Raw genomic sequence first — 25,123 nt, 5'->3', positions numbered from 1 at the left:
CAATGTTGAGTCCGAAAACGCTATCGCGAGCAGGCTCGCTCCCACATTTTCGATTGATCAAAGATTTGCGGAGTACGTCATGGCTATCGCCGTTCCCCTGAACGAGGGCAACAGCCCCACCTTGAAGCAGCGGCTCAAGCACGCCGAGCGGGTTAACCGCTGGAAAGCCCAGGCGCTGATCGCGCCACTGGTGCTGTTTCTGTTGCTGGTGTTCCTGGTGCCGATCGTGGCGCTGCTCTACAAAAGCGTCGGCAACCCGGAAGTGGTGGGCGGCATGCCTCGCACCGTGGCGGCCATCGCCAGTTGGGACGGTCGCGGACTGCCCGCTGAACCGGTCTACAAGGCCGCCGGCGAAGATCTCGCCGAAGCCCGCAAAAACCAGACCTTGGGCGATCTGTCCAAGCGCCTGAACATGGAGTTGGCCGGCTATCGCAGCCTGCTGACCAAAACTGCCCGCTCGCTGCCCTTCGCCAGCGAACCGGCCTCTTATAAAGAAGCGCTGGAAGGCCTCGACGAACGCTGGGGCGATCCGGCCTATTGGCAAGCGGTGAAGCGCAACACCAGCAGCATCACCCCGTTCTACCTGCTGGCGGCGGTGGATCACCGCATCGACGACCTCGGCGAACTGGCCCCGGCGACCCCGGATCAGGCGATCTACCTCGACATCTTCGCCCGGACCTTCTGGATGGGTCTGATCATCACCGTGATCTGCCTGGTGCTCGCTTATCCGCTGGCGTACCTGCTGGCCAACCTGCCGTCGCGTCAAAGCAACCTGTTGATGATTCTGGTGCTGCTGCCGTTCTGGACCTCAATCTTGGTACGAGTCGCCGCGTGGATCGTGTTGCTGCAATCTGGCGGCTTGATCAACAGTGCACTGATGGCAATGGGCATCATCGATAAACCGCTGGAGCTGGTGTTCAACCGCACCGGGGTCTACATCTCGATGGTGCACATCCTGCTGCCGTTCATGATCCTGCCGATCTACAGCGTGATGAAAGGCATCTCGCCGACCTACATGCGCGCTGCGATTTCCCTCGGCTGCCATCCATTCGCCAGCTTCTGGCGGGTGTACTTCCCGCAGACCTATGCCGGTGTCGGCGCCGGTTGCCTGTTGGTGTTCATCCTCGCCATCGGCTACTACATCACCCCGGCGCTGCTGGGCAGCCCGAACGATCAGATGGTCAGCTACTTCGTCGCGTTCTACACCAACACCAGCATCAACTGGGGCATGGCCACTGCGCTGGGCGGTTTGTTGCTGCTGGCGACCGTGGTGCTTTATCTGATCTACAGCTGGCTGGTGGGCGCCAGTCGCCTGCGCCTGAGCTAAGGGGAATTTGAAATGCTGAGTCCTTATATGTCGCCCGTCGAGCGGGTGTGGTTCTACAGCTTGCGGATCCTCTGCGGCTTGATCCTGTTGTTCCTGATCCTGCCGGTGCTGGTGATCGTGCCGCTGTCGTTCAACTCGGGCAGTTTCCTGGTGTACCCGCTGCAGGGCTTTTCGCTGCACTGGTATCAGGACTTCTTCGCCTCGGCGGAATGGATGCGTTCGCTGAAGAACAGCATCATCGTCGCTCCGGCCGCGACCGTGCTGGCGATGGTCTTCGGCACGCTGGCGGCCATCGGCCTGACCCGTGGCGATTTTCCCGGCAAGGCGCTGGTGATGGCGCTGGTGATTTCGCCGATGGTGGTGCCGGTGGTGATCATCGGTGTGGCCAGCTACCTGTTCTTCGCGCCGCTGGGCCTGGGCAACAGTTTCTTCTCGCTGATCGTGGTGCACGCGGTGCTGGGTGTGCCGTTCGTGATCATCACGGTGTCGGCGACCTTGCAGGGCTTCAACCACAACCTGGTGCGGGCGGCGGCCAGCCTTGGGGCTTCACCGCTGGTGACATTCCGCCGGGTGACCTTGCCGCTGATTGCGCCGGGGGTGATTTCCGGTGCGCTGTTTGCCTTCGCGACATCGTTCGATGAAGTGGTGGTGACGCTGTTCCTCGCAGGTCCCGAGCAGGCGACGTTGCCTCGGCAGATGTTCAGCGGGATTCGCGAGAACCTGAGTCCGACGATTGCCGCCGCTGCCACTCTGCTGATTGCCTTCTCGGTGATCCTGCTGCTGACGCTGGAGTGGTTGCGTGGGCGTAGCGAAAAACTGCGCACCGCTCAGGTCTGAGAGTCCGCCACCAAAACCTGTGGGAGCGAGCTTGCTCGCGAAAGCGATGTGTCAGGCGATACAGGTGACGAATGTGACGTCGCCTTCGCGAGCAAGCTCGCTCCCACAAGGGTTGCTCTGCTCATTCATGCGCTGAATGACAGACAACCCCAATTCCCCAGCTACGCTTGTGCTCAGCTCCCACATCTATAAGAGGCTGCGCACGATGAGTCTTTCCTCGTTCAAGATCGCTCACAAACTGATCACCGGCGCCGGGGCCATCGAGCAACTGGCGGCCGAGCTCACGCGGCTGGACATCGACAACCCGCTGATCGTCACCGATGCCGCGCTGGTCAAGTCCGGCACGGTGGAGCTGGCGCTGGCGCAGATCGGCGAGCGCGAGTACGAAATTTTCGACCGGGTGCTGCCGGATCCGGAAATCGCCATCGTCGAGGACTGCATGCGCGTCTATCGCGAGGGCGGGCATGACGGGCTGATCGGCCTCGGTGGCGGCAGTGCCATCGACATCGCCAAGAGTGTCGCGGCGTACGCCGGTTATCACGGCGCGCTGGAAGACCTGTTCGGCGTCGATCAGGTGCCGCGCAAGGGCCCGCCGCTGATCGCCATCCCGACCACGGCCGGCACCGGTTCCGAGGTGACCAACGTGGCGATTCTTTCGGACAAGGTCGCGCAATTGAAGAAGGGCATTGTCAGCGATTACCTGTTGCCGGACGTGGCGCTGGTCAGTCCGCAAATGACCCTGACCTGTCCGCGCAGTGTCACTGCCGCCAGTGGTGTCGATGCCCTGGTGCATGCCATCGAGTCCTACCTGTCGTTGAATGCCTCGCCAATCACCGATTCGCTGGCCATCGGCGCAATCAAGCTGATCGCCCGATCTTTACCCAAGGCCTACGCCAATCCCTCCAACCTGCAGGCCCGGGAAGACATGGCCACCGCCAGCCTGATGGCCGGCATGGCGTTCGGCAATGCCGGGGTAGGCGCGGTGCATGCGCTGGCGTATCCGCTGGGCGGGCGCTTCAACATTGCCCACGGCGTCAGCAATGCGCTGTTGCTGCCGTATGTCATGACCTGGAACAAGATGGCCTGCGTCGAACGGATGCAGGATATTGCCGAAGCCATGGGGGTGAAGACCGCTCATCTGAGTCTCAATGAAGCGGCCGATAGCGCCGTCGCGGCAATGACCGAACTGTGTGCTGCGGTGGAAATCCCGCTGGGGCTGCGCAGTTTCGGCGTGCCCGAAGACGCGATCCCGGCCATGGCCGTAGAAGCCGCGGGGATCGAGCGCCTGATGCGCAACAACCCACGCAAGCTCAGCGCTGGCGACATCGAGAAGATCTACCGGGCGGCGTACTGAGAACCCGCCGGTCATCCGTCATGGCACAACCCAATCATCGCGGTCACGGTGCGCGCGCGGAAACTTGAGGTATACAATGCGCGCCATCGTGATTTAGCTCAGAAAAGGTGCGTCATGCAGCCCTTCGTTATTGCTCCGTCGATTCTCTCCGCCGACTTCGCCCGCCTGGGCGAGGAAGTGGACAACGTTCTGGCCGCCGGTGCCGACTTCGTTCACTTCGATGTCATGGACAACCACTACGTGCCGAACCTGACCATCGGCCCGATGGTCTGCGCCGCGCTGCGCAAGTACGGCATCACCGCGCCGATCGACGCGCACCTGATGGTCAGCCCGGTGGACCGCATCGTCGGCGACTTCATCGAGGCCGGCGCCACCTACATCACCTTCCACCCGGAAGCTACGCTGCACGTCGATCGTTCGCTGCAACTGATCCGTGAAGGCGGCTGCAAATCCGGCCTGGTGTTCAACCCGGCGACCCCGCTGGACGTGCTCAAGTACGTGATCGACAAGGTCGACATGGTCTTGCTGATGAGCGTCAACCCGGGCTTCGGCGGGCAGAAATTCATCCCCGGCACCCTCGACAAGCTGCGCGAAGCCCGCGCGATCATCGATGCCTCGGGCCGTGACATCCGCCTGGAAATCGACGGCGGCGTCAACGTCAACAACATCCGTGAAATCGCTGCTGCCGGTGCCGACACCTTCGTGGCCGGCTCGGCGATCTTCAATGCGCCGAACTATCAGGAAGTCATCGACAAGATGCGTTCCGAACTGGCGCTGGCCCGCCCATGAGCGGTTTTGAGCAGCTGTTCCCGGGGCAACTGCCGCGGTTGGTGATGTTCGATCTGGATGGCACGCTGATCGACTCGGTACCCGACCTGGCGGCGGCAGTGGATAACATGCTGCTCTCCCTCGGGCGCAAGCCTGCCGGTATCGAGTCGGTGCGCGAGTGGGTCGGCAACGGTGCGCCGGTGCTGGTGCGTCGGGCGCTGGCGGGCGGCATCGACCATTCCGCTGTGGATGACGTCGAAGCCGAGCATGCGCTGGAGGTGTTCATGGAAGCCTATGGCGCCAGCCATGAGCTGACCGTGGTCTATCCCGGCGTGCGCGACACCCTGAAATGGCTGCACAAGCAAGGCGTGGCCATGGCGCTGATCACCAACAAGCCGGAGCGCTTCGTCGCGCCGCTGCTGGATCAGATGAAGATCGGCCGCTACTTCAAGTGGATCATCGGCGGCGATACCCTGCCGCAGAAGAAGCCCGATCCGGCGGCGTTGTTCTTCGTCATGAAGATGTCCGGCATTCCGGCTTCGCAATCGTTGTTCGTCGGTGATTCGCGCAGTGACGTGCTGGCGGCGAAAGCGGCGGGGGTCAAATGTGTCGCGCTGAGCTATGGCTACAACCATGGCCGGCCGATTGCCGAGGAATCCCCGGCGCTGGTGATCGACGATCTGCGCAAGTTAATTCCCGGTTGCCTGGATACGGCCGCTGAGATAACGTTGCCCGACGCTTCTCAATCCCCTTCTGGAAACGCCATCGTGGTGGTCACCCGCAAACTCTGGATGAAAGTCATCAAGGCCCTGGCCCGCTGGCGTTGGCGCGCCTGACTTGTTCCTGGCCGGCTTGCCGGCGCGTTTGCACACCTGACTGATTTGCACCTCACACCACGAGGCACCCTATGATCCGCGAAGAATTCCTGCGTCTGGCCGCTGACGGCTACAACCGCATCCCGCTGGCCTGCGAAACCCTGGCCGACTTCGACACCCCGCTGTCGATCTACCTGAAACTGGCCGACCAGCCCAACTCCTACCTGCTCGAATCGGTGCAGGGCGGCGAGAAATGGGGCCGTTACTCGATCATCGGCCTGCCGTGCCGCACTGTGCTGCGGGTTCATGACCATCACGTCAGCATCACCGTCGATGGCGTCGAGACCGAAAGCCACGACGTCGAAGACCCGCTGGCCTTCGTCGAAACCTTCAAGGCTCGCTACAACGTGCCGACCATCGCTGGTCTGCCGCGCTTCAACGGCGGCCTGGTGGGTTACTTCGGTTACGACTGCGTGCGTTATGTAGAGAAGCGCCTCGGCAAGTGCCCGAACCCGGATCCGCTGGGCGTGCCGGACATTCTGCTGATGGTCTCCGATGCGGTGGTGGTCTTCGACAACCTCGCCGGCAAGATGCACGCGATCGTGCTGGCCGACCCGGCGCAGGCCGATGCCTACGAGCAGGGTCAGGCGCAGTTGCAGGAACTGCTGGAAAAACTGCGTCAGCCGATCACCCCGCGCCGTGGCCTGGATTTCAGCAAGCAGCAGGCGGCCGAGCCGGTGTTCCGCTCCAGTTTTACCCAGGATGACTACGAAAAAGCCGTCGACACCATCAAGGAATACATCCTCGCCGGTGACTGCATGCAGGTCGTGCCGTCCCAGCGCATGTCGATCGACTTCAAGGCTGCGCCGATCGATCTGTACCGCGCGCTGCGTTGCTTCAACCCGACGCCGTACATGTACTTCTTCAACTTCGGCGATTTCCACGTCGTCGGCAGTTCGCCGGAAGTGCTGGTGCGGGTCGAAGACAACCTGATCACCGTGCGCCCGATTGCCGGCACCCGTCCTCGCGGGGCTACCGAAGAGGCGGACGTGGCGCTGGAAGAAGACCTGCTGTCCGACGACAAGGAGATCGCCGAGCACTTGATGCTGATCGACCTCGGTCGCAACGACACCGGGCGTGTTTCGGAGATCGGCTCGGTGAAACTCACCGAGAAAATGGTCATCGAGCGTTATTCCAACGTGATGCACATCGTGTCCAACGTCACCGGCCAGCTGAAATCCGGCCTGACCGCCATGGACGCACTGCGGGCGATCCTGCCGGCGGGTACCCTGTCCGGGGCGCCGAAGATCCGCGCGATGGAAATCATCGACGAGCTGGAGCCGGTCAAGCGTGGCGTGTATGGCGGGGCAGTCGGTTACTTCGCCTGGAATGGCAACATGGACACCGCGATTGCGATCCGTACCGCTGTGATCAAGAACGGCGAGCTGCACGTGCAGGCCGGTGGCGGCATCGTTGCCGACTCGGTACCGGCGCTGGAATGGGAAGAAACCATCAACAAGCGCCGGGCGATGTTCCGTGCCGTTGCGCTGGCGGAGCAAACCCCGGACTGAGTGACGGGGGATTCAGCCACAAAAAAACGCGGCGCCTTTGAGGGCGCCGCGTTTTTTATTGCCTTCTGATCAGAAGTCGAGACTTACGCCAACATTGATGCCTTGCTGGGTAAAGTCGTCATCCTTGCGAATGTTGTAACTGGCGCGCAGGGCGACTTCCTTGGTGAGGTTGTGGCTCACGCCCAGGTTCAGGCGGTTCAGATTAGTCTGCGGGGTGTAGCCTTCCAGGGTGTAGCGGTTGTTCGGCAGGCTGTTGAGGTTCATCGTCAGATCCTGGGCGTCGTCGTTGTACTCGCGTTCGTGGGCGAGTTCGCCGAAGACCTGGGTCTGTGCGGTGATCTGGTATTTGCCCTGGATGCCGAGGCCGAGACGGCGGGAGTTGCGCGACTGGTCATCGAAGGTCAGCGCCGTGGAGTCCGCGCCTTTTTCCGAGTAGCCATCCACTTCGACCTTACCGAAGTCTGCGCTGACGAATGGCGACAGATGCCATGGGCTGCTCGCCTCTGGCGCGATGTCGTAGCCGACACGGCCGCCGATAGCCAGTACATAGCCGTCGGTATCACCTTTCTCGCCACGTTCGTTGACCCCGAGCTGGAACTTGCGCTTCAGGCTGTCGTAATCCAGATGTCCGGCGGTAACGGCCAGGTCACCCCACCAGCGGTTTTGCTGGTACTGGGCGAATGCGGTGCCCATGTAGGAGTTGAGTTTGTACTCGGAGTCGTTGTCGCCGGCTTCGATTTTCTGGTGATAGAAACCCGCCGCCACACCGACACGCCAGGCGTCGTCGAGACGGTAGCTGCCACCGATGTTCAGGTTGTAACCGTTGCCGTCGGCACTTGCCCCGGCGTGCTGGTCGTCAAAGTCCTGATGCTGGCCGCCAGCGGAGACAATCGCTCGCCATTGGCCAACGCCCTGCCAGTTCTCCCAGTCGGCCAGCCATTGATTGCGCAGCTCATCCTGATGCGCGCGCAACGTGCCTTGGGCCATTTCCGGCAGCAGGGTCAGCTCCCACGGGGCAGCCAGCAACGAGTAGGCATAGTCGGCGATCAAACGTTGCCCGGCTTCGGTCGGGTGCACGGCGTCGTTGTAGATCAGTTTGGTCGGATCCGGTGTCGCGCTGTTGATCCCGTAGCGGGCGTTTTCAGTGCAGCCATCGCCGCTGAAGCAGGTGGCGACCAGATTCTGATCGGTGGCCAGGCCGAACTGTGCCGGATTGGCAAATGCTTCCTTGAGCAGCACCGGGATGTTCAGCGGAATGACGTTGGCATTGACCGTCTGTAGCTGGCTCACCAGTTCGGTGTTGAACTGGGCGCTGAGTTGCGAGGTGAAGGCCTGCAGCGGCGAGCCGTTGATGGCCGGGGTCAGGCCGATGTCCGGCAGCAGCCAGACCATGATGTAGCGGGCACCCGCGCCTTGCAGGGTGCGCACGCTGTCGACCAGTCGGTCGGCGGCGGCATTGGCCTGAGGCAGACTGGTGACGCGGCCCTGCAGGAAGTCGTTGCCGCCCCCGGTCAGGTAATACAGCGCATTCGGGTCGGCGCGGAAACCGTTCGACGGCAGATAACCGGCGCGGGTGCGTTCGTCGGTGGTGGACGTGCTGGTGATCGAGTCGAGAATCTGGTCGGTGCGATAGCCGCCGACCGCCCAGTTATTGCCATCCGGCAAACCCTGGCCGGCGCGTACCGCCGAATCCGCGGAAGCGGTCTGATTCGGCGTGAAGCCCAGGCGGCCACCAATCAGTTGGGTGGCGTTGAGCGAGTAGAACTCTCCGCTGCCGTCCTGATAGTTGGGGCCGGTGCGGTTGGTAAACCGTTTGACCGAGCCGGCGGGACCATCCGGATCAGAAAACGTCCCGGCATCGCTGAGACTGTCACCGAAGACAACGAAATTCGAATAAGGATTGGGTGCGGCGTTCGCCTGGGCGCAGGCCAACGCGAGCAGGCATCCGGCGAGCGGTACAAACAACGTCTGTTTGATCATGAGCAAGTCCGTTTATTTATTGTTGTATGGAACGAAACGACAGTACCAAAAACTTCCGGCGTTTTGCCATCGGTCGTCAACCCTCCCATAGTTTTCCCCCCGTCAGGCCCGGCCATATTGCACGCTCTGCCCAGCTAAGTTACTGTGCGGGAACGTATGAACGAGACCTTCCCCGTGTTGATCACCAGCAAACTTCTGGATCAAGTCATCAAGGCACACGCCCGCTGGCGTTGGCGCGCCTGAATCTTTTCTGCCGGCCCCGCCGGATCTGTATCGCTCTGCCTTCCTTGCCCGTTTGAAATGCCGCCTTGCTGTCGCCACTTGCGCGTCCGACTTTGTGCAGCGTCCTGGCAAGTCATTCGAAGGCTGTTTCCAAGTCAGAATTCAAGAGGTTCGAAACGCCATGTTGCTGATGATCGACAACTACGACTCCTTTACTTACAACGTTGTGCAATACCTCGGCGAGCTGGGTGCCGAGGTCAGGGTCGTGCGCAACGACGAGCTGACCATCGCCGAAATCGAAGCGCTCAACCCGGAGCGCATCGTGGTGTCCCCCGGTCCGTGCACACCGACCGAAGCCGGTATCTCCATCGACGCCATCAAGCACTTCGCCGGCAAGCTGCCGATCCTCGGCGTCTGTCTTGGCCATCAGTCCATCGGCCAGGCCTTTGGTGGTGACGTGGTACGTGCCCGCCAAGTGATGCACGGTAAGACTAGCCCGGTATTCCACGAGGACAAGGGTGTTTTTGCCGGTCTGAATCGTCCGCTGACCGTCACCCGCTATCATTCCCTGATCGTCAAGCACGAGACCTTGCCCGATTGTCTGGAACTGACCGCGTGGACTCAGCACGATGACGGCTCGGTCGATGAAATCATGGGCCTGCGTCACAAGACCCTGAACATCGAGGGCGTACAGTTCCACCCGGAATCGATCCTCACCGAGCAGGGCCATGAACTGTTCGCCAACTTCCTTAAACAAACCGGCGGCACGCGCTAAGGACTCTCCATGAATATCAAGACAGCCCTGAGCCGTATCGTCGATCACCTCGACCTCAGCACCGAAGAAATGCGCGACGTGATGCGTGAAATCATGACCGGCCAATGCACCGACGCGCAGATCGGCGCGTTCATGATGGCCATGCGCATGAAGAGCGAGAGCATCGACGAAATCGTCGGTGCGGTGTCGGTGATGCGCGAGTTGGCGGACCAGGTCGAACTCAAGACCCTCGACGGCGTGGTCGATGTGGTCGGCACCGGCGGTGACGGCGCGAACATCTTCAACGTTTCCACGGCTTCGGCATTTGTCGTTGCCGCTGCAGGCTGCACCGTGGCCAAGCACGGCAACCGTGCGGTGTCGGGCAAGAGCGGCAGCGCCGACCTGCTCGAAGCCGCCGGCATCTACCTCAATCTGACGCCGGTTCAGGTGGCACGTTGCATCGACAACGTCGGCATCGGTTTCATGTTTGCCCAGACCCATCACAAAGCCATGAAGTACGCCGCCGGCCCGCGCCGCGACCTGGGCCTGCGTACCCTGTTCAACATGCTCGGCCCGCTTACGAATCCGGCCGGCGTCAAACATCAGGTAGTCGGCGTATTCACTCAGGCCCTGTGCCGGCCATTGGCCGAAGTCTTGCAGCGTCTTGGCAGCAAACATGTGCTGGTGGTGCATTCGAAGGATGGCCTGGACGAGTTCAGTCTCGCCGCACCAACCTATGTGGCCGAGCTGAAGAACAACGAGATCACCGAGTATTGGGTCGAGCCGGAAGATCTGGGCATGAAGAGCCAGAGCCTGCACGGTCTGTCGGTCGAGGGGCCGGAAGCCTCGCTGGCGCTGATTCGCGATGCACTGGGCAAGCGCAAGACCGAAAACGGCCAGAAGGCTGCGGAAATGATCGTGCTCAATGCCGGTGCGGCGCTGTACGCAGCTGACCTGGCAACCAGTCTTAAAGAAGGCGTGGCACTGGCCCACGACGCTCTGCACACCGGTCTCGCTCGGGAGAAACTCGAGGAGTTGGGTGCCTTTACCGCGGTATTCAAAGTGGAGAATGAGGGATGAGTGTACCGACGGTTCTGGAAAACATTCTGGCCCGCAAGGTTCAGGAGGTCGCCGAGCGTAGCGCCCGTGTGAGCCTGAGTGAGCTGGAAAGTCTGGCCAAGGCGGCCGATGCACCCCGTGGTTTTGCCCAGGCATTGCTGGCGCAGGCCAAGAAGAAACAACCGGCCGTGATCGCCGAAATCAAGAAGGCATCGCCGAGCAAAGGCGTGATCCGCGAGAACTTCGTTCCCGCCGACATCGCCAAAAGCTACGAGAAGGGCGGGGCGACCTGCCTGTCGGTACTGACTGATATCGATTACTTCCAGGGCGCCGATGTCTACCTGCAACAGGCCCGCGCCGCGTGCTCGCTGCCGGTGATCCGCAAGGACTTCATGATCGATCCGTACCAGATCGTCGAAGCCCGTGCCCTGGGCGCCGATTGTGTGCTGCTGATCGTCTCCGCACTGGATGACGTGAAAATGGCCGAACTGGCTTCGGTGGCCAAAGGCGTCGGCCTCGATGTGCTGGTAGAAGTCCACGACGGCGATGAACTGGAACGCGCATTGAAGACCCTGGACACGCCGCTGGTCGGGGTCAACAACCGTAACCTGCATACCTTCGACGTGAGCCTGGAAACCACCCTCGACCTGCTGCCGCGCATTCCGCGCGATCGCCTGGTGATCACCGAGAGCGGCATCCTCAATCGTGCGGATGTCGAACTGATGGAAATCAGCGACGTTTACGCGTTCTTGGTCGGCGAAGCGTTCATGCGCGCGGAAAGCCCGGGCATTGAACTGCAACGTCTGTTCTTCCCTGAGCGCGGCGTTCCGGTGAGCGGTTCGACCCTCGACTGATCGACTCTTCGCGGGCGCCCGTATCCCTGTGGGAGCGGGTTTGCCCGCGAAGGCAGCATAAGATTCACCTCAGACTGAACGTCCTATGGAAACCTTATGATCCCCACTTCCTTGACCATCGAATCTGGCCTGCAAGCCGAACAGGATCTGCTGGCCTCGGTCTGCGCCGGTGATGCCGAATTCGGTTTGCTGTTCTGGCAACCCAGCGATCGCGCGCTGGTCATGCCGCGTCGTTTGAATCGCCTTACCGGATTCGATCATGCCTGCGAAGTCTCCGCCGCTGCCGGCTGGCCGGTGCTGCTGCGTGAAACCGGTGGTGAACCTGTTCCGCAATCCGCTTCGACGATCAACATTGCACTGGTCTACGCACCGCCTCGCAGCGAAGGCGATCTGAACCGCATTGAAACCGGATACCGGCGTCTGTGTGATCCTATCTGTCAGTTGCTGGATGAGTTGGGTGGGACGTCGTCGCTGGGTGAAATCGACGGTGCGTTCTGCGACGGTCGTTTCAACGTCAACCTTGACGGTCGCAAGATGGTCGGCACCGCTCAACGCTGGCGCCAGAGTCAGGGTGGTCAGCGCCCGGTTGGATTGGTGCACGGTGCGATGCTGCTGGATGACGAGCGCGAATCGATGGTGGCGGCGGTCAACCGCTTCAATGAAACATGTGGCCTGGAGCAACGGGTACATGCCGCCAGCCACATCGCGTTGCATGAGAAGTTCCCGGCGCCCAATGCCTTGGCGCGTCTCGATGAGCTCTTTCGTTTGATGCTGGCGCAGATCTACGCCGACTGAGTTTTCGAACTCAGCGAGTGCCGAAGACCACCATGGTCTTGCCCTTCACATCCACCAGGTTGCGTTCCTCAAGATCCTTGAGCACGCGACCGACCATCTCCCGCGAACACCCGACAATCCGCCCGATTTCCTGACGGGTCACCTTGATTTGCATGCCGTCCGGGTGGGTCATCGCGTCGGGTTGCTTGCACAGTTCCAGCAAGCAGCGAGCAACACGGCCGGTGACGTCGAAGAACGCCAGATCGCCGACCTTGCGTGTGGTGTTACGCAGGCGTTGTGCGATTTGTCCGCTGAGCACGTAAAGAATGTCTGGATCCTGCTGCGACAGCTCACGGAATTTGGCGTAGCTGATTTCCGCGACTTCGCACTCGACCTTGGCCCGCACCCAGGCACTGCGCTCCTGTTCCTGGCCGGCCTGTTCGAAGAGGCCCAGCTCACCGAAGAAATCCCCGGCATTCAGGTACGCGATGATCATCTCGCGGCCGTCGTCGTCCTCGATCAGGATCGTGACCGAGCCGCGGATGATGAAGTACAGCGTATCGGAGCGATCCCCGGCGCAGATGATGTTGCTCTTGGCCGCATGGCGCCGGCGCTGGCAATGCATCAGCAGCTTGTCGAGGTTCTTGATTTTGGGTGTGGGGGTAATACCAACCATGGTTGTATCCCGAAAAGACTGCACGGTTATATTTGGTTTTTATATGAGGCGCTGAGGCGATCGCTAAAAATACCGGCTTGGGGCGCCAGTGAATTGGCGCCAGCTTACCAGACACTTCGTCGAAAATTCGAGAAATTACCTACGCAGTAAAGGCATCGGTCCTAGGATCACCGCTCGCAGTCAAACCGGGGCCCTGTGCTAAGCTGGCGACCCTTTTTTCTACAGTGGAGTCTTGGCGATGAAGGCACGCATCCAATGGGCTGGCGAAGCCATGTTCCTCGGCGAATCCGGCAGCGGTCATGTCGTGGTCATGGACGGTCCGCCGGACGCCGGTGGTCGCAATCTGGGTGTTCGCCCGATGGAGATGCTCCTGCTGGGCGTTGGCGGTTGCAGCAATTTCGACGTAGTCAGCATTCTGAAGAAGTCCCGCCAGGCCGTTGAAAGCTGCGAGGCTTTCCTGGACGCCGAACGTGCGACCGAAGATCCGAAGGTGTTCACCAAGATCCACATGCACTTCGTGGTCAAGGGCCGTGGTCTGAAAGAAGCCCAGGTCAAACGCGCCATCGAGCTGTCGGCGGAGAAGTACTGCTCGGCCTCGATCATGCTCGGCGCCGCCGGCGTGGCAATCACCCACGACTACGAAATCGTCGAACTCGGCTGAGCCGACATTCAACTATCATAAAAGCAGTGCAGACTCTGGCGATCCCCCGCTGACGTCTGCATAATGCGCCACTTTTTTCAGGGCAGTGATCGGTCAGCCGACGGGTCATCCGCCTGAACAGATAACCAAAATCGCCATCGCGAAGAGGTGTTAACCGTCCTACGCAGGTGCGTCGTTCGCACTTGACGGGCATGCTTGATCACGCGGCCGGGCCGCATACATAGAGAGTTTTTAACGGTGAAAAGCAAACTCAAGCTCCACGGGTTCAATAACCTGACAAAGACCTTGAGCTTCAACATCTATGACATCTGCTACGCGGAAACCCCGCAAGACCAGCAGGCTTACGTCGAGTACATCAATCAAGAGTACAACGCCGAACGCCTGACGCAGATCCTCACGGAAGTTGTCGAAATCATTGGTGCCAACATTCTGAACATTGCCAGTCAGAACTATGAGCCTCAGGGTGCCAGCGTCACGATTCTGATCTCGGAAGAACCGGTCACCCCGACCGAAAGCCAGATCGAAGAGTCCCCGGGTCCGCTGCCGGAAATCATCCTGGCCCACCTCGACAAGAGTCACATCACGGTGCATACCTACCCGGAAATCCATCCGGACGCCGGTATTGCGACGTTCCGTGTGGACATCGATGTGTCGACCTGTGGAGTCATTTCACCGCTCAAAGCGCTCAACTTCCTCATTCACCAGTTCGATTCGGACATCGTGACCGTGGATTACCGTGTGCGCGGCTTTACCCGTGACGTTGAAGGCAACAAGCACTTCATCGACCACGAGATCAACTCGATCCAGAACTACCTCTCCGAAGACACCCGCGACGCGTACCAGATGACCGACGTGAACGTGTACCAGGAAAACCTGTTCCACACCAAAATGCTGCTGAAGAACTTCGAACTGGATAACTACCTGTTCGGTGATGCCACCAGCAACCTGTCGTCCGAGCAACGTGCTCAGGTGACCGAGCGTGTGAAACACGAAATGCTGGAAATTTTCTACGCGCGCAATATGCCGAGCTAAGAAGTCCAGGCACAAAAAAGGCGACTGCTTTGCGGCAGTCGCCTTTTTTATGGGCGTTTTTCAGATCCGGTAGGTGCTTTTGGTCATCACTTTGGCCAACAGGCTCATGCCGAACTTCACCGGTGCCGGGAAGCGGAAACCGCCAGCCTCCAGCGCGCTTTCCGCGTGATGTTCTTCATCAATACGCATCTGCTCAAGAATTGCCCGGGATTTTTCATCCTCGGCCGGCAGTTGCTCCAGATGCTCGTTCAGGTGCTTGCACACCTGATGCTCGGTCGCCGCGACAAAACCGAGGCTGACCTTGTCGCTGATCAGCCCGGCGACTGCGCCGATCCCGAACGACATCCCATAGAACAGCGGATTGAGCACGCTGGTGTGGCTGCCCAACTGATGAATGCGCTGTTCACACCAGACCAGATGATCGATCTCTTCTTCGGCCGCATGCTCCATGGCTTCGCGCACCTGCGGCAGCTTGGCGGTCAGGGCCTGGCCCTGATACAGCGCCTGGGCACAGACTTCGCCGGTATGGTTGATGCGCATCAGGCCGGCGACGTGGCGGGTGTCTTCGTCGCTCATCTGCACGTCGGGCTGCACGATGGCTGGCGACGGACGGTACGGCTGGCCGCTGAAGGGCAGCAGGGTTCGCATTGCGGCATCGGCTTGCAGCAGAAGACGGTCAATTGGCGAGTAGTGACGTTGGGTAGTCATGCTGACCTCCGGGAAGAATCTCGGCGGCCAGTTTAACCGAATCGGCCGGGGAAGGTTTGCGCTGGGTCATGTGGGAGCAGGGCGCCCCCACAGATTTCGAGTCGATCAGCCCGGCGGCCAGTTCATCTGACGTTGACCGAGTACGTGCATATGAATGTGGTAGACCGTCTGCCCGCCCTTTTCATTGCAGTTCATCACCACCCGGAAGCCTTCTTCGCAACCCAGTTCCAGCGCCAGACGCTGGGCGGTGAACAGAATATGCCCGGCCAGTGCCTTGTCGTCTTCGGTCAGGTCGTTGAGGGTGCGCACCGGTTTTTTCGGGATCACCAGAAAATGCACCGGTGCCTGCGGGGCGATGTCGTGGAACGCCAGAACCTGGTCGTCCTCGTAGATGATCTTCGCCGGGATTTCCCGGTTGATGATCTTGGTGAACAGAGTATCCACAGCTGTTTTCTCCGTTGTGTGAGCTGGGCCGAGTGTACCCACGAGGGATCACCGCGCCCAGCCAGTTGCCTGCCGGCCCTTCAGCGGGGGCAGTAAGCTTTGTTGACCATGCCGACGATGGTGCGGTTGAGCCAGCGCGACCCCAGTCGTGGCAGAAAGGCGAACCAGCGGTTTCTGCGTCCGGGAATGATGATTGCGCGGTTTTTCTCCAGGGCGCGCACGGTATACAGCGCGACCTCTTCGGGGCTCATCAGCAGTTTGCTGGCGTTGAGTTTGTCGTTGTTCAGTTGCGCTGTGCGAAAGAACGCCGTGCGCGTCGGGCCTGGGCAGAGCACCGAGACTTTCACCGCGCATTTCTTCAGCTCCACCCGCAGCGCTTCGGAAAAATGCAGAACGTAGGCCTTGCTGGCGTAGTAAGTGCTCATCCACGGGCCGGGATTGAAAGCGGCCACCGACGCCACATTGAGAATCTGCCCGCCACCTTGCAGGGCCATGCTATTACCGATTGCATGGCAGAGGCGGGTGAGGGCGAGGATGTTCACCTCTATCAGGTCTTGCTCGGTCATCCAGTCCTGGGCCAGGAACGGGCCACACGTGCCGATGCCGGCGCAGTTCACCAGCAGATCGATCTGCCGGTCGCCTTCTTCAAGCTCCAGCAGAAACCCGGACAGGCGCAGCGGCTCGCCCAGGTCGCAGGCGCGGAACAGCACCTCCACGCCGAAACGCTGGGTCAGTTCAATCGCAATGCTTTCCAGCTGATCACGCTGTCGGGCCACCAGAATCAGGCTGCGGCCACGGCGAGCCAAGGCTTCGGCCATGGCCAGGCCGATGCCGCTGGAGGCGCCAGTGATCAGAGCGTAACGGGTCATGCAGTTCTCCATCGCAACAGCTCCGCGCCGTGGACGCAGGTGTCACGGCGGGGAGCGCTGTTCATTCTTTCGCAGAGTCTACAGGGGCGGGTGCAGGTTCGGCTGCATCGTCCACCGGATTCGGCACGGGCTCGACTTCGACATCGACTTCATCGGCGGTCACCGAGCCGCTTTCATAACTGCTTTCGAGGCTGGTTTCGTACTCTTGCTGGATCGCGGAAATCCCGCCCAGCATTCCTCCGACGAAGAACAATCCAATAAAGACGATCCACAGAGAGCACAGTACTTTGACGGCGGTACTGTTCGGTGGCGGTGGCGGGCCATAGCGATTGGCGCCGGTACTTCCCGGCATGACCATGATCACCAGCGGGAAGAAGCTGCCCACGAAAGGTACGAGTGTCAGCAGCCAGAGCCAGCCGGACCAGCCGATGTCGTGCAGACGCTGAATGCTGAACAGAATGCCGACGATCGCGAAGGCCAGGAACAGGAAGAAGGCGAAGATACCGCCGATGATCAGGCCGCTGGTCGAGTCGGTACTCACCAGCCCCAGACCGATCAGCGCGAAAACGCCGACGATCGGCAGGGTTACCAGACTCAACACCATCGACCATGCCAGGTAACGCAGGCGTCCGATCCGGCCTTCGACACTGAAGGGTTTGAGCGTGGCGAATTCTGCCAGTTGGTCACCGACGCTGGCCCGAGGCGGTGCATAAGGCGAATCGGGCTCAGCCACGGTGGCGGAGTGCTCCTGCACATCGGACAGATTCAGTTCGATGGCTGTTTCCGGTTCGATCCGGGCGTCGATCCCGGTCTTGCCCAGCGCTTGCAGATAAGCCTGGGCATCGCTATGCGACAGGTCGCGTTTGAGGGCGACGGCGCGGCCATTGAACAGGCGTTCGATGGCGGCCACATCGCTCTTGAACAGATCGGCCAGGTTGAGTTTGGCTGTGGTGATATCGACACCGGGTTGCAGGGCACCGTCGAAAACGATCTTGTAGCGGGTTTCGCTCATGGCCGAGGCATCCTTGTCGCGAAGAAATTGAGTTGAGACGTGTCGCAGCCGCCAAGTGTAAGGCCAGTCAGGCTGCAACTGGCCGGAATTTTCTCAGCGTGGCCAGCGGTTCGGTAGCTGTGCCGCATGTTCCAGGGCCTGGCGATACTCTGCATCGAGGCGCGCCACCAGTTGGTCCACGCTTGGCAGGTCTTCGATCTGGCCAACCCCTTGGCCAGCCGACCACACGGTTTTCCAGGCTTTGGCCTCATCGTTGATTGGCTTGAGTTTGTCGCCAAAGTTCACTTCTCCCTTGCCTTGCAGTGCCGCCATATCGAATCCGGCAGCCTCCAGGCTTTGGCGCATGAAGCTGGCCGGGACTCCAGACACGGCAGGAGTATGAATGATGTCCGCTGCCTTGGCTGTCAGGAGCATCTCCTTGTAGGCGTCGGGCGCATGACTTTCGGTCGTACCGATGAATCGCGTACCGAAGTAGGCCAAATCCGCGCCGAGCAGCTGTGCGGCGAGAATCTCATGGCCGTGGTTCAAACATCCTGCAAGCAGCAGCGTCTTGTCGAAGAACTGGCGAATCTCGGCGATCAGTGAGAACGGGCTCCAGGTGCCGGCATGTCCACCGGCGCCGGCGGCAACGGCGATCAAGCCATCGACGCCGGCTTCGGCAGCTTTTTCCGCATGGCGGCGAGTCGTCACGTCGTGAAAAACCAGGCCGCCGTAGCTGTGCACCGCATCGACCAACTCCTTCACCGCACCGAGGCTGGTGATGACGATGGGCACCTTGTGTTCTACGCAGATGTTCAGATCCGCCTCCAGACGCGGATTGCTCTTGTGAACAATCAGGTTCACGGCATAAGGCGCCGGGTTATCCAGTGTCGCCAGTCCTGCTTCGATCTGTTCCAGCCAGGCCTTGAACCCGCTGCTTTCACGCTGGTTGAGCGCCGGAAAGCTGCCGACCACACCATTGCGACAGCACGCGAGCACCAGTTCGGGATTGGAAATCAGGAACATCGGCGCAGCCACGACTGGGAGGCGCAGACGTTGTTCGAGCAGAGCGGGCAGCGACATCGGAAGTACCCCGGAAAGTTGAACCAGTTGAAGTTAGAACGGCTTGACCACGACCAGAATTACGATAGCCAGCAATATCAGAACCGGGACTTCATTGAACCAGCGATAAAAGACATGGCTGCGGGTGTTCTCGCCACGGGCAAAACGTTTTACCTGCGCGCCACACATGTGGTGATAACCGATCAGCAGCACCACCAGGGTCAGTTTGGCGTGAATCCAGCCACCGCTGCTGAAGATGCTCGGGTTCAGGTAAATCAGCCAGCCGCCGAAGATCAGCGCGGCGATCATCGCCGGCCCCATGATGCCGCGATACAGCTTGCGCTCCATGACGCTGAAGCGTTCCTTGCTGATCGTATCTTCACTTTGTGCGTGGTAGACGAACAGTCGCGGCAGGTAGAACAGTCCGGCAAACCAGCACACGATGCTGACGATATGCAGCGCTTTGATCCATAGATAGAGCATTTTTGGTTTTTCCCTCATTCACGGTAGGCCGGATAGTAGAGGCTTGAGCGTCCGCACGTCACCTTGACGGTTGTCGCAGGGGCGCGCGGCCCCTATTATCGACGGCTTTCCAGTGGGTTCGTTGAGGGCAGGTTTATGGTCAAGGTCGGTATCGTCGGCGGCACGGGTTACACCGGTGTCGAACTGCTGCGTCTGTTGGCACAGCATCCGCAGGCAGAAGTGGTGGTAATCACTTCCCGATCCGAGGCTGGTCTGGCCGTGGCTGACATGTACCCGAACCTGCGCGGTCACTACGACGGCCTGGCGTTCAGCGTGCCTGACATCAAGACCCTGGGCGCGTGCGACGTGGTGTTCTTCGCGACTCCGCACGGCGTAGCCCATGCATTGGCCGGTGAATTGCTGGCGGCGGGCACCAAGGTCATCGACTTGTCGGCGGACTTCCGTCTGCAAGACGCTGATGAATGGGCAAAGTGGTACGGCCAGCCGCACGGTGCGCCGGAGCTGCTGGACGAAGCGGTTTACGGCTTGCCGGAAGTCAACCGTGAAAAAATCAGGAAAGCTCGCCTGATCGCGGTGCCGGGTTGCTATCCGACTGCAACGCAGCTGGGTTTCCTGCCATTGCTTGAGGCAGGTCTGGCCGATACTTCGCTGTTGATCGCCGACTGCAAGTCGGGCGTCAGCGGTGCCGGTCGTGGTGCTTCCGTGGGCTCGCTGTACTCCGAGACGTCGGAAAGCATGAAGGCTTATGCGGTGAAAGGTCACCGTCATCTGCCGGAAATTCGTCAGGGTCTGCGTCGTGCAGCGGGCAAGGATGTCGGCCTGACTTTCGTGCCTCACCTGACGCCGATGATTCGTGGCATTCATTCCACGCTCTATGCGACCGTGGTGGATCGCTCGGTGGATCTGCAGGCGCTGTTCGAAAAGCGTTATGCCAATGAACCGTTCGTCGACGTGATGCCGGCCGGCAGCCATCCGGAAACCCGCAGCGTGCGCGGCGCGAACGTTTGCCGTATTGCGGTTCATCGTCCACAGGATGGTGATCTGGTAGTGGTGCTTTCGGTGATCGATAACCTGGTCAAAGGCGCGTCGGGCCAGGCGGTGCAGAACATGAACATTCTGTTCGGTCTGGATGAGCGCTTTGGTCTGTCTCACGCAGGCATGCTGCCGTAAGACTGATCCTGCTTGGTGAAAAGGCCCGTCTGACGGGCCTTTTTGCATTCCGGGTCGCTGATGGCTTTATTGATATACCGTAACAATAGTTGACCGATTTTCTAGGACAAGCGGATAATGCGCGTCATCACGCATTATGGCGGCGTAACGCCGGGAGATAGTCAGCATGAGCGTCGAATCCTTCACCCCCACGGCTTTGCAATTCACTCAGGGTGCCGCGCACAAGGTGAAGAGCCTGGTCGATGAAGAGGGGAATGATCGCTTGAAGCTGCGCGTATTCGTTACGGGCGGCGGTTGTTCAGGGTTTCAGTACGGCTTCACCTTCGATGAGGATGTGGCCGAGGACGACACCATCGTCGAGCGCGAAGGTGTGAGCCTGGTGGTTGATCCGATGAGCTTCCAGTACCTGGCGGGTGCCGAGGTGGACTACCAGGAAGGTCTGGAAGGTTCGCGCTTCGTGATCAAGAACCCGAATGCCACCACGACCTGTGGTTGCGGTTCTTCGTTCTCGATCTGATTTCGCCTTACCGTACACAACAAAACGCCGCAGAACCTCACGGTTCTGCGGCGTTTTGTTATCTGCGTTTTATCTCAATTGGGATAGATGGCGCCGAGTACGCGCAAGCCCTTAGCGCCGGTGACGCTGGGGCGATTGGCGGTGATGCCTTCAAGGCAGCAATGGGCCAGCCAGGCAAAGGCCATGGCTTCGACCCAGTCTGGATCGACGCCGTGAGTCGCGGTGCTGGCGACTTTCGTGTTGGGCAGCAGGTCGGCCAGGCGTTTCATCAGCGTGGCGTTGTGGGCGCCGCCGCCGCAGACCAGGAGTTCTTCGGTATTCGATTGAGCGCTTTGCAGTGATTCGACGATGGTCAGCGCTGTCAGTTCAAGCAGCGTTGCCTGTACGTTTTCGGGGGCGAAATCCGGCAGGTGTGACAGTTGCTGTTCTAGCCAGGGCAGGTTGAATACTTCCCGGCCGGTGCTCTTCGGGCCTTTGGTCGAGAAGAAGGAATCGCTCAGCAATGCCTTGAGAAGGGTTGGTTCAACTTTGCCGCTGGCTGCCCATTCACCGCTGCGATCATAGTTTTCGCCACGCCGTCGATGAATCCACGCATCCATCAGAACATTCCCAGGGCCGCAGTCGAAACCGGCTACAGGCTTGTTCGGCTCGATCAGGCTGAGATTGCTGAAACCGCCGACATTCAGGACTGCGCGGTTGCCGGTACGCTCTTCGAACAACGCTTCATGGAAGGCCGGAACCAGAGGGGCGCCTTGACCGCCGGCGGCCACATCGCGGCTGCGGAAGTCACTGACTACCGTAATGCCGGTCAGCTCGGTCAGCAGGGCAGGGTTGCCGATCTGTACGGTGAAACCGCGTGCCGGTTCGTGGCGAATGGTCTGGCCGTGGCTGCCGATCGCGCGAATGGCTTCGGGTTTGAGCTGTTGCTGTTCGAGCAGGACGTGGATGCCTTTGGCGGCAAGTTTCACCCAGTTCTGCTGGGCGATGGCCGAGCGGGCAATTTCGTCGGGGCCGCTGGCGCACAAGCCAAGCAGCTCGGCGCGCAGGGATTCAGGCATGGGAATGTAGTGCGTGGCGATCAGGTTGATCGCCGAGATCTGCTCGATCAGGGCGATGTCCAGACCATCGAGGCTGGTTCCGGACATCACGCCGATGTAGAGAGCCATGGCTTAACGCTTGCTCGAGGCCAGCATGGTGGCCTTCTCTTGGTCCATGCGAGCCATCAACGGCTGGCTCTGCGCCAGGAAGCGCGCGCGCTCGGATTTGGCGATCGGATCGGCCATTGGCAGCTTCTGGCCCAACGGGTCGACGTGAACGCCGTTGACCTGGAACTCATAGTGCAGGTGCGGGCCGGTAGACAGGCCGGTAGTGCCGATGTAGCCGATGACCTGGCCCTGCTTGACGGTACCGCCGGTTTTCACGCCTTTGGCGAAGCCTTGCATGTGGCCGTACAGCGTGCGGTAGGTATTGCCGTGCTGAATGATCACGGTGTTGCCGTAACCACCACGGCGACCGGCCAACAGTACTTTGCCATCGCCGGCAGCTTTGATTGGCGTACCGCGTGGGGCGGCGTAGTCGACACCTTTGTGGGCGCGGATCTTGTTGAGGATCGGGTGTTTGCGGCCCATGGAAAACTTGGAGCTGATGCGGGCGAAGTCCACCGGGGTGCGGATGAACGCCTTGCGCATGCTGTTGCCGTCGGCAGTGTAGTAGCTGCTATTACCTTGCTTGTTGGTGTAACGCACGGCGGTGTAGGTCTTGCCGCGGTTGGTGAAGCGGGCGGACAGAATCGGGCCATTGCCGACGGCTTTGCCATTGACCACTTTCTGCTCGTAGATCACGTCGAACTCGTCACCCTGGCGGATATCCTGGGCGAAGTCGACGTCGTAACCGAACACGCTGGCCATATCCATGGTCAGACTGTGGGACAGGCCGGCGCGGGCGGCGGACTGGGACAGGGAGCTGTTGATCACGCCGTGGACATAAGCGGTACGAACGGTTGGTTTGGCAGTAACGCGGTTGAATACATAACCCTTGTCGTTCTTGGTCAGGGTGATGGTTTCAACGTCGCTGACCTTGCTGTGCAGATTGGTCAGTTGGCCTTGTGGATTGAGTTCGAATTCGAGTTTCTGGCCGTGTTTGAGCTGGCTGAACTGCTTGGCCTGTTTGTCGCTGGCCAGAACTTCGTGCACGGCAGCGGCGGGGAGGCCAACCTTCTCGAACAATGTCGAAAGGGTGTCACCCTTGGAGACGATCACTTCCCTGTGGCCTGGAGCCTTCTTTTCAGGAGCGACCGGTGCAGGCGCTGGTGCGGCCTGGGCGGTTTCGGGTGTGTCTTCTGCGCTGTTTTCGATTTGTGCGAAGGGTGAGGCTACTGGTTCATTTGTGGCTTGAACCGCATCAGCAGCGTCTTGATCTTGTGTCAGTTGTTCAGCAGGACTTTCCAGTTCAAGACTCAGGGTCGTCTTTTTGGCTTCAACATCACTGGAAGGAAATACCAGGAGAGCCAGGCTGAGAAGGGCGGCGATCCCACTTGCGGCAAGCAGGTGGGTCTTCGGGTAAAGCGGTGGCGCTTTAGACGGTTCAGTGGTCATAAGTAGTTTTGACTTTGAAAAGATGAATTGGAAAAGATGAATGACATGATGAAGATGAAATAACTGTATAAAATATAACCAAATCATCTCTGAGGCAAGTCCGCAGGTATCTCGCCCGTGGATTGGTATCCGTGCGCCGGGCAAAACTTGTAATTGGTGCGCGATCTTGTATGGTTGGTTCCCTTTGAATCTGAGCCTTGCGGGTCTGTTATGAAGTCGGTTGAAGAGCAGCTAGCGCTGATTAAACGTGGTGCGGAAGAACTGTTGGTCGAGTCCGAGCTGATCGAAAAGCTCAAGCGTGGCCAGCCGCTGCGAATCAAGGCCGGCTTCGATCCAACGGCGCCGGATCTGCACCTTGGTCACACTGTGCTTATTAATAAGCTGCGTCAGTTCCAGGAGCTGGGACATCAGGTGATCTTCCTGATTGGTGACTTCACCGGGATGATCGGTGATCCGAGTGGCAAGAGTGCAACTCGTCCGCCGCTGACCCGTGAGCAGGTTCTGGAAAATGCCGAGACCTACAAGAGTCAGGTATTCAAGATCCTTGATCCGGCGAAAACCGAAGTCGCGTTCAACTCCACCTGGATGGATCAGATGGGGCCTGCAGACTTTATTCGTCTGACTTCGCAGTACACCGTTGCTCGTATGCTCGAGCGTGATGACTTCGACAAGCGTTACACCACCAATCAGCCAATCGCCATTCATGAGTTCCTCTATCCGCTGGTTCAGGGATATGACTCGGTTGCATTGCGTGCGGATGTTGAGCTGGGTGGTACCGATCAGAAGTTCAACCTGCTGATGGGTCGCGAGCTGCAGCGTGGTTACGGTCAGGAGGCTCAGTGCATTCTGACGATGCCGCTGCTCGAAGGGCTGGATGGCGTTAAAAAGATGTCCAAGTCGTTGGGCAACTACGTCGGTATCCAGGAAGCGCCGGGTGTCATGTACAGCAAGCTGGTTTCGATTCCGGATGCGTTGATGTGGCGCTATTTCGAACTGCTCAGCTTCCGTTCGATGGATGAGATCAATGCTTTCCGTGCCGATGTAGAGGCGGGCGCAAATCCTCGCGACATCAAGATCAAGCTGGCTGAAGAAATTGTTGCGCGCTTCCATGGGGAAGAGGCTGCTGCCAATGCTCACCGTGGTGCGGGTAACCGTATGAAGGACGGCGAGTTGCCAGATGATTTGCCAGAGGTTGAGCTGACTGCTGCCGAGGATATGCCGATTGCTGCTGTCCTTAATAAGGCTGGCCTGGTGAAGAACTCGGCGGCTGCTCGTGATCTGCTGGCTTCCGGTGGTGTGCGTATAGATGGTGAGGTTGTCGATCGCTCCTTTATATATGTGCTGGGCGCGACTCACGTTTGCCAGGCCGGCAAGAAGGCTTTTGCACGGATTACGCTGAAATCCGAGTAAAGTTGAAATAAGGGGTTGACGGCGAATTCTAGATGTCTATAATTCGCCCCACTTCCGGCGCAGTCGAAACGGAAAACTTCTTGAGATTCAATGAGTTATGTAGGTTTCGATGGCGGATTGCTTCAGATCATCGAAGCCTGGAAGGAGTTGGAAATGCCGGTTTGTCTGGCGCTTTCAACGGTTCGGTCTTC

At 59.7% G+C, this 25,123-nt stretch carries 25 protein-coding genes; 15 read left to right on the top strand and 10 right to left on the bottom strand.

The window, feature by feature from the left end:
- Nucleotides 1-79: 79 nt before the first annotated feature.
- The 6 genes from CAG02_RS04675 to trpE all read left to right on the top strand — a co-directional run bounded on the left by CAG02_RS04675 (nt 80) and on the right by trpE (nt 6,672).
- The gene (locus CAG02_RS04675; RefSeq protein ID WP_085709229.1) at nt 80-1,327 is read left to right on the top strand and encodes an ABC transporter permease; all 1,248 of its coding nucleotides are present in this window, start codon (nt 80-82) and stop codon (nt 1,325-1,327) included.
- Nucleotides 1,328-1,339: 12 nt separating this feature from the next.
- Nucleotides 1,340-2,164 (top strand): ABC transporter permease, encoded by an 825-nt coding sequence (locus CAG02_RS04670; RefSeq protein ID WP_085709230.1) that lies wholly within the window; start codon nt 1,340-1,342, stop codon nt 2,162-2,164.
- Nucleotides 2,165-2,369: 205 nt separating this feature from the next.
- Nucleotides 2,370-3,518 carry an iron-containing alcohol dehydrogenase gene (locus CAG02_RS04665; protein ID WP_085709231.1) on the top strand — a complete coding sequence of 383 codons (1,149 nt, stop codon included), beginning with the start codon at nt 2,370-2,372 and terminating at the stop codon, nt 3,516-3,518.
- A gap of 114 nt (nt 3,519-3,632) precedes the next feature.
- Complete coding sequence (gene rpe / locus CAG02_RS04660) at nt 3,633-4,307, top strand: ribulose-phosphate 3-epimerase (protein ID WP_003228808.1); 675 nt, start codon at nt 3,633-3,635, stop codon at nt 4,305-4,307.
- The gene (locus CAG02_RS04655; protein WP_085688443.1) at nt 4,304-5,122 is read left to right on the top strand and encodes a phosphoglycolate phosphatase; all 819 of its coding nucleotides are present in this window, start codon (nt 4,304-4,306) and stop codon (nt 5,120-5,122) included. The genes rpe and CAG02_RS04655 overlap by 4 nt, the downstream gene beginning before the upstream one ends.
- 71 nt (nt 5,123-5,193) lie before the next feature.
- Entirely contained in the window at nt 5,194-6,672 is a 1,479-nt protein-coding gene (gene trpE / locus CAG02_RS04650; protein WP_085709232.1) for an anthranilate synthase component I, read from the top strand.
- Nucleotides 6,673-6,741: 69 nt separating this feature from the next.
- On the opposite strand, the gene estP is transcribed toward trpE, so the two are convergent.
- The gene (gene estP / locus CAG02_RS04645) at nt 6,742-8,652 is read right to left on the bottom strand and encodes an esterase EstP (RefSeq protein ID WP_085709233.1); all 1,911 of its coding nucleotides are present in this window, start codon (nt 8,650-8,652) and stop codon (nt 6,742-6,744) included.
- A 403-nt stretch (nt 8,653-9,055) separates the two neighbouring features.
- On the opposite strand from estP, the gene CAG02_RS04640 reads away from it, so the two are divergent.
- The 4 genes from CAG02_RS04640 to CAG02_RS04625 all read left to right on the top strand — a co-directional run bounded on the left by CAG02_RS04640 (nt 9,056) and on the right by CAG02_RS04625 (nt 12,336).
- A complete protein-coding gene (locus CAG02_RS04640) occupies nt 9,056-9,649 on the top strand; it encodes an aminodeoxychorismate/anthranilate synthase component II (protein ID WP_085709234.1) in 594 nt (197 codons plus the stop codon).
- Between the two features lie 9 nt (nt 9,650-9,658).
- Complete coding sequence (gene trpD / locus CAG02_RS04635) at nt 9,659-10,708, top strand: anthranilate phosphoribosyltransferase (protein WP_085709235.1); 1,050 nt, start codon at nt 9,659-9,661, stop codon at nt 10,706-10,708.
- Nucleotides 10,705-11,541: an indole-3-glycerol phosphate synthase TrpC gene (gene trpC, locus CAG02_RS04630; protein WP_085709236.1), complete on the top strand. Its 837-nt coding sequence runs from the start codon at nt 10,705-10,707 to the stop codon at nt 11,539-11,541. The genes trpD and trpC overlap by 4 nt, the downstream gene beginning before the upstream one ends.
- A 96-nt stretch (nt 11,542-11,637) precedes the next feature.
- Nucleotides 11,638-12,336 carry a lipoate--protein ligase family protein gene (locus CAG02_RS04625; protein ID WP_085709237.1) on the top strand — a complete coding sequence of 233 codons (699 nt, stop codon included), beginning with the start codon at nt 11,638-11,640 and terminating at the stop codon, nt 12,334-12,336.
- A 10-nt stretch (nt 12,337-12,346) separates the two neighbouring features.
- On the opposite strand, the gene crp is transcribed toward CAG02_RS04625, so the two are convergent.
- Nucleotides 12,347-12,991, bottom strand: coding sequence for a cAMP-activated global transcriptional regulator CRP (gene crp, locus CAG02_RS04620; RefSeq protein ID WP_085709238.1), 645 nt, complete (start codon nt 12,989-12,991; stop codon nt 12,347-12,349).
- 238 nt (nt 12,992-13,229) lie between these two features.
- Here crp and CAG02_RS04615 point away from each other — a divergent pair, with 238 nt between their 5' ends.
- Entirely contained in the window at nt 13,230-13,652 is a 423-nt protein-coding gene (locus CAG02_RS04615) for an OsmC family protein (RefSeq protein WP_016772921.1), read from the top strand.
- A gap of 237 nt (nt 13,653-13,889) precedes the next feature.
- A complete protein-coding gene (gene speD, locus CAG02_RS04610) occupies nt 13,890-14,684 on the top strand; it encodes an adenosylmethionine decarboxylase (RefSeq protein WP_007956315.1) in 795 nt (264 codons plus the stop codon).
- Between the two features lie 60 nt (nt 14,685-14,744).
- Here the strand turns inward: speD and coq7 are convergent, their stop codons facing one another.
- The 6 genes from coq7 to hemJ form a co-directional block, all read right to left on the bottom strand.
- A complete protein-coding gene (gene coq7, locus CAG02_RS04605) occupies nt 14,745-15,392 on the bottom strand; it encodes a 2-polyprenyl-3-methyl-6-methoxy-1,4-benzoquinone monooxygenase (RefSeq protein ID WP_007956317.1) in 648 nt (215 codons plus the stop codon).
- 105 nt (nt 15,393-15,497) lie between these two features.
- Complete coding sequence (locus tag CAG02_RS04600; RefSeq protein ID WP_003228789.1) at nt 15,498-15,836, bottom strand: histidine triad nucleotide-binding protein; 339 nt, start codon at nt 15,834-15,836, stop codon at nt 15,498-15,500.
- A gap of 80 nt (nt 15,837-15,916) precedes the next feature.
- Nucleotides 15,917-16,705, bottom strand: coding sequence for an SDR family oxidoreductase (locus CAG02_RS04595; protein ID WP_007956321.1), 789 nt, complete (start codon nt 16,703-16,705; stop codon nt 15,917-15,919).
- Between the two features lie 61 nt (nt 16,706-16,766).
- Entirely contained in the window at nt 16,767-17,717 is a 951-nt protein-coding gene (locus tag CAG02_RS04590) for a DUF805 domain-containing protein (RefSeq protein WP_085709239.1), read from the bottom strand.
- A gap of 93 nt (nt 17,718-17,810) precedes the next feature.
- A complete protein-coding gene (locus CAG02_RS04585) occupies nt 17,811-18,779 on the bottom strand; it encodes a nitronate monooxygenase family protein (RefSeq protein ID WP_085709240.1) in 969 nt (322 codons plus the stop codon).
- A gap of 33 nt (nt 18,780-18,812) precedes the next feature.
- Nucleotides 18,813-19,241 carry a protoporphyrinogen oxidase HemJ gene (gene hemJ / locus CAG02_RS04580; protein ID WP_085709241.1) on the bottom strand — a complete coding sequence of 143 codons (429 nt, stop codon included), beginning with the start codon at nt 19,239-19,241 and terminating at the stop codon, nt 18,813-18,815.
- 135 nt (nt 19,242-19,376) lie between these two features.
- Here hemJ and argC point away from each other — a divergent pair, with 135 nt between their 5' ends.
- Nucleotides 19,377-20,411 carry an N-acetyl-gamma-glutamyl-phosphate reductase gene (argC, locus tag CAG02_RS04575; RefSeq protein WP_085709242.1) on the top strand — a complete coding sequence of 345 codons (1,035 nt, stop codon included), beginning with the start codon at nt 19,377-19,379 and terminating at the stop codon, nt 20,409-20,411.
- A gap of 166 nt (nt 20,412-20,577) precedes the next feature.
- Nucleotides 20,578-20,928 (top strand): iron-sulfur cluster insertion protein ErpA, encoded by a 351-nt coding sequence (erpA, locus tag CAG02_RS04570; RefSeq protein WP_003228776.1) that lies wholly within the window; start codon nt 20,578-20,580, stop codon nt 20,926-20,928.
- A 74-nt stretch (nt 20,929-21,002) separates the two neighbouring features.
- Here the strand turns inward: erpA and CAG02_RS04565 are convergent, their stop codons facing one another.
- Both CAG02_RS04565 and CAG02_RS04560 read right to left on the bottom strand, forming a co-directional pair.
- Entirely contained in the window at nt 21,003-22,094 is a 1,092-nt protein-coding gene (locus CAG02_RS04565) for an anhydro-N-acetylmuramic acid kinase (RefSeq protein WP_085709243.1), read from the bottom strand.
- 3 nt (nt 22,095-22,097) lie between these two features.
- Nucleotides 22,098-23,522 (bottom strand): peptidoglycan DD-metalloendopeptidase family protein, encoded by a 1,425-nt coding sequence (locus CAG02_RS04560; RefSeq protein ID WP_085709244.1) that lies wholly within the window; start codon nt 23,520-23,522, stop codon nt 22,098-22,100.
- Nucleotides 23,523-23,732: 210 nt separating this feature from the next.
- Between CAG02_RS04560 and tyrS the strand changes: the two genes are divergently transcribed.
- Complete coding sequence (gene tyrS / locus CAG02_RS04555) at nt 23,733-24,932, top strand: tyrosine--tRNA ligase (protein ID WP_085709245.1); 1,200 nt, start codon at nt 23,733-23,735, stop codon at nt 24,930-24,932.
- Nucleotides 24,933-25,123 lie beyond the last annotated feature (191 nt).

The sequence above is a fragment of the Pseudomonas sp. R43(2017) genome (genome assembly GCF_002112345.1).
GTDB lineage: Bacteria > Pseudomonadota > Gammaproteobacteria > Pseudomonadales > Pseudomonadaceae > Aquipseudomonas > Aquipseudomonas kribbensis.
Note: the sequence above shows the minus strand (reverse complement) of the source record. Positions and strands in the feature narration are given on the sequence as shown.

Excerpts from the sequence above, each read along its gene's own strand:
- CAG02_RS04675 (WP_085709229.1), top strand. The coding sequence starts at position 80 with ATGGCTATCGCCGTTCCCCTGAACGAGGGCAACAGCCCCACCTTGAAG.
- CAG02_RS04670 (WP_085709230.1), top strand. The coding sequence starts at position 1,340 with ATGCTGAGTCCTTATATGTCGCCCGTCGAGCGGGTGTGGTTCTACAGC.
- CAG02_RS04665 (WP_085709231.1), top strand. The coding sequence starts at position 2,370 with ATGAGTCTTTCCTCGTTCAAGATCGCTCACAAACTGATCACCGGCGCC.
- rpe (WP_003228808.1), top strand. The coding sequence starts at position 3,633 with ATGCAGCCCTTCGTTATTGCTCCGTCGATTCTCTCCGCCGACTTCGCC.
- CAG02_RS04655 (WP_085688443.1), top strand. The coding sequence starts at position 4,304 with ATGAGCGGTTTTGAGCAGCTGTTCCCGGGGCAACTGCCGCGGTTGGTG.
- trpE (WP_085709232.1), top strand. The coding sequence starts at position 5,194 with ATGATCCGCGAAGAATTCCTGCGTCTGGCCGCTGACGGCTACAACCGC.
- estP (WP_085709233.1), bottom strand. The coding sequence starts at position 8,652 with ATGATCAAACAGACGTTGTTTGTACCGCTCGCCGGATGCCTGCTCGCG.
- CAG02_RS04640 (WP_085709234.1), top strand. The coding sequence starts at position 9,056 with ATGTTGCTGATGATCGACAACTACGACTCCTTTACTTACAACGTTGTG.
- trpD (WP_085709235.1), top strand. The coding sequence starts at position 9,659 with ATGAATATCAAGACAGCCCTGAGCCGTATCGTCGATCACCTCGACCTC.
- trpC (WP_085709236.1), top strand. The coding sequence starts at position 10,705 with ATGAGTGTACCGACGGTTCTGGAAAACATTCTGGCCCGCAAGGTTCAG.
- CAG02_RS04625 (WP_085709237.1), top strand. The coding sequence starts at position 11,638 with ATGATCCCCACTTCCTTGACCATCGAATCTGGCCTGCAAGCCGAACAG.
- crp (WP_085709238.1), bottom strand. The coding sequence starts at position 12,991 with ATGGTTGGTATTACCCCCACACCCAAAATCAAGAACCTCGACAAGCTG.
- CAG02_RS04615 (WP_016772921.1), top strand. The coding sequence starts at position 13,230 with ATGAAGGCACGCATCCAATGGGCTGGCGAAGCCATGTTCCTCGGCGAA.
- coq7 (WP_007956317.1), bottom strand. The coding sequence starts at position 15,392 with ATGACTACCCAACGTCACTACTCGCCAATTGACCGTCTTCTGCTGCAA.
- CAG02_RS04595 (WP_007956321.1), bottom strand. The coding sequence starts at position 16,705 with ATGACCCGTTACGCTCTGATCACTGGCGCCTCCAGCGGCATCGGCCTG.
- CAG02_RS04590 (WP_085709239.1), bottom strand. The coding sequence starts at position 17,717 with ATGAGCGAAACCCGCTACAAGATCGTTTTCGACGGTGCCCTGCAACCC.
- CAG02_RS04585 (WP_085709240.1), bottom strand. The coding sequence starts at position 18,779 with ATGTCGCTGCCCGCTCTGCTCGAACAACGTCTGCGCCTCCCAGTCGTG.
- hemJ (WP_085709241.1), bottom strand. The coding sequence starts at position 19,241 with ATGCTCTATCTATGGATCAAAGCGCTGCATATCGTCAGCATCGTGTGC.
- argC (WP_085709242.1), top strand. The coding sequence starts at position 19,377 with ATGGTCAAGGTCGGTATCGTCGGCGGCACGGGTTACACCGGTGTCGAA.
- erpA (WP_003228776.1), top strand. The coding sequence starts at position 20,578 with ATGAGCGTCGAATCCTTCACCCCCACGGCTTTGCAATTCACTCAGGGT.
- CAG02_RS04565 (WP_085709243.1), bottom strand. The coding sequence starts at position 22,094 with ATGGCTCTCTACATCGGCGTGATGTCCGGAACCAGCCTCGATGGTCTG.
- CAG02_RS04560 (WP_085709244.1), bottom strand. The coding sequence starts at position 23,522 with ATGACCACTGAACCGTCTAAAGCGCCACCGCTTTACCCGAAGACCCAC.
- tyrS (WP_085709245.1), top strand. The coding sequence starts at position 23,733 with ATGAAGTCGGTTGAAGAGCAGCTAGCGCTGATTAAACGTGGTGCGGAA.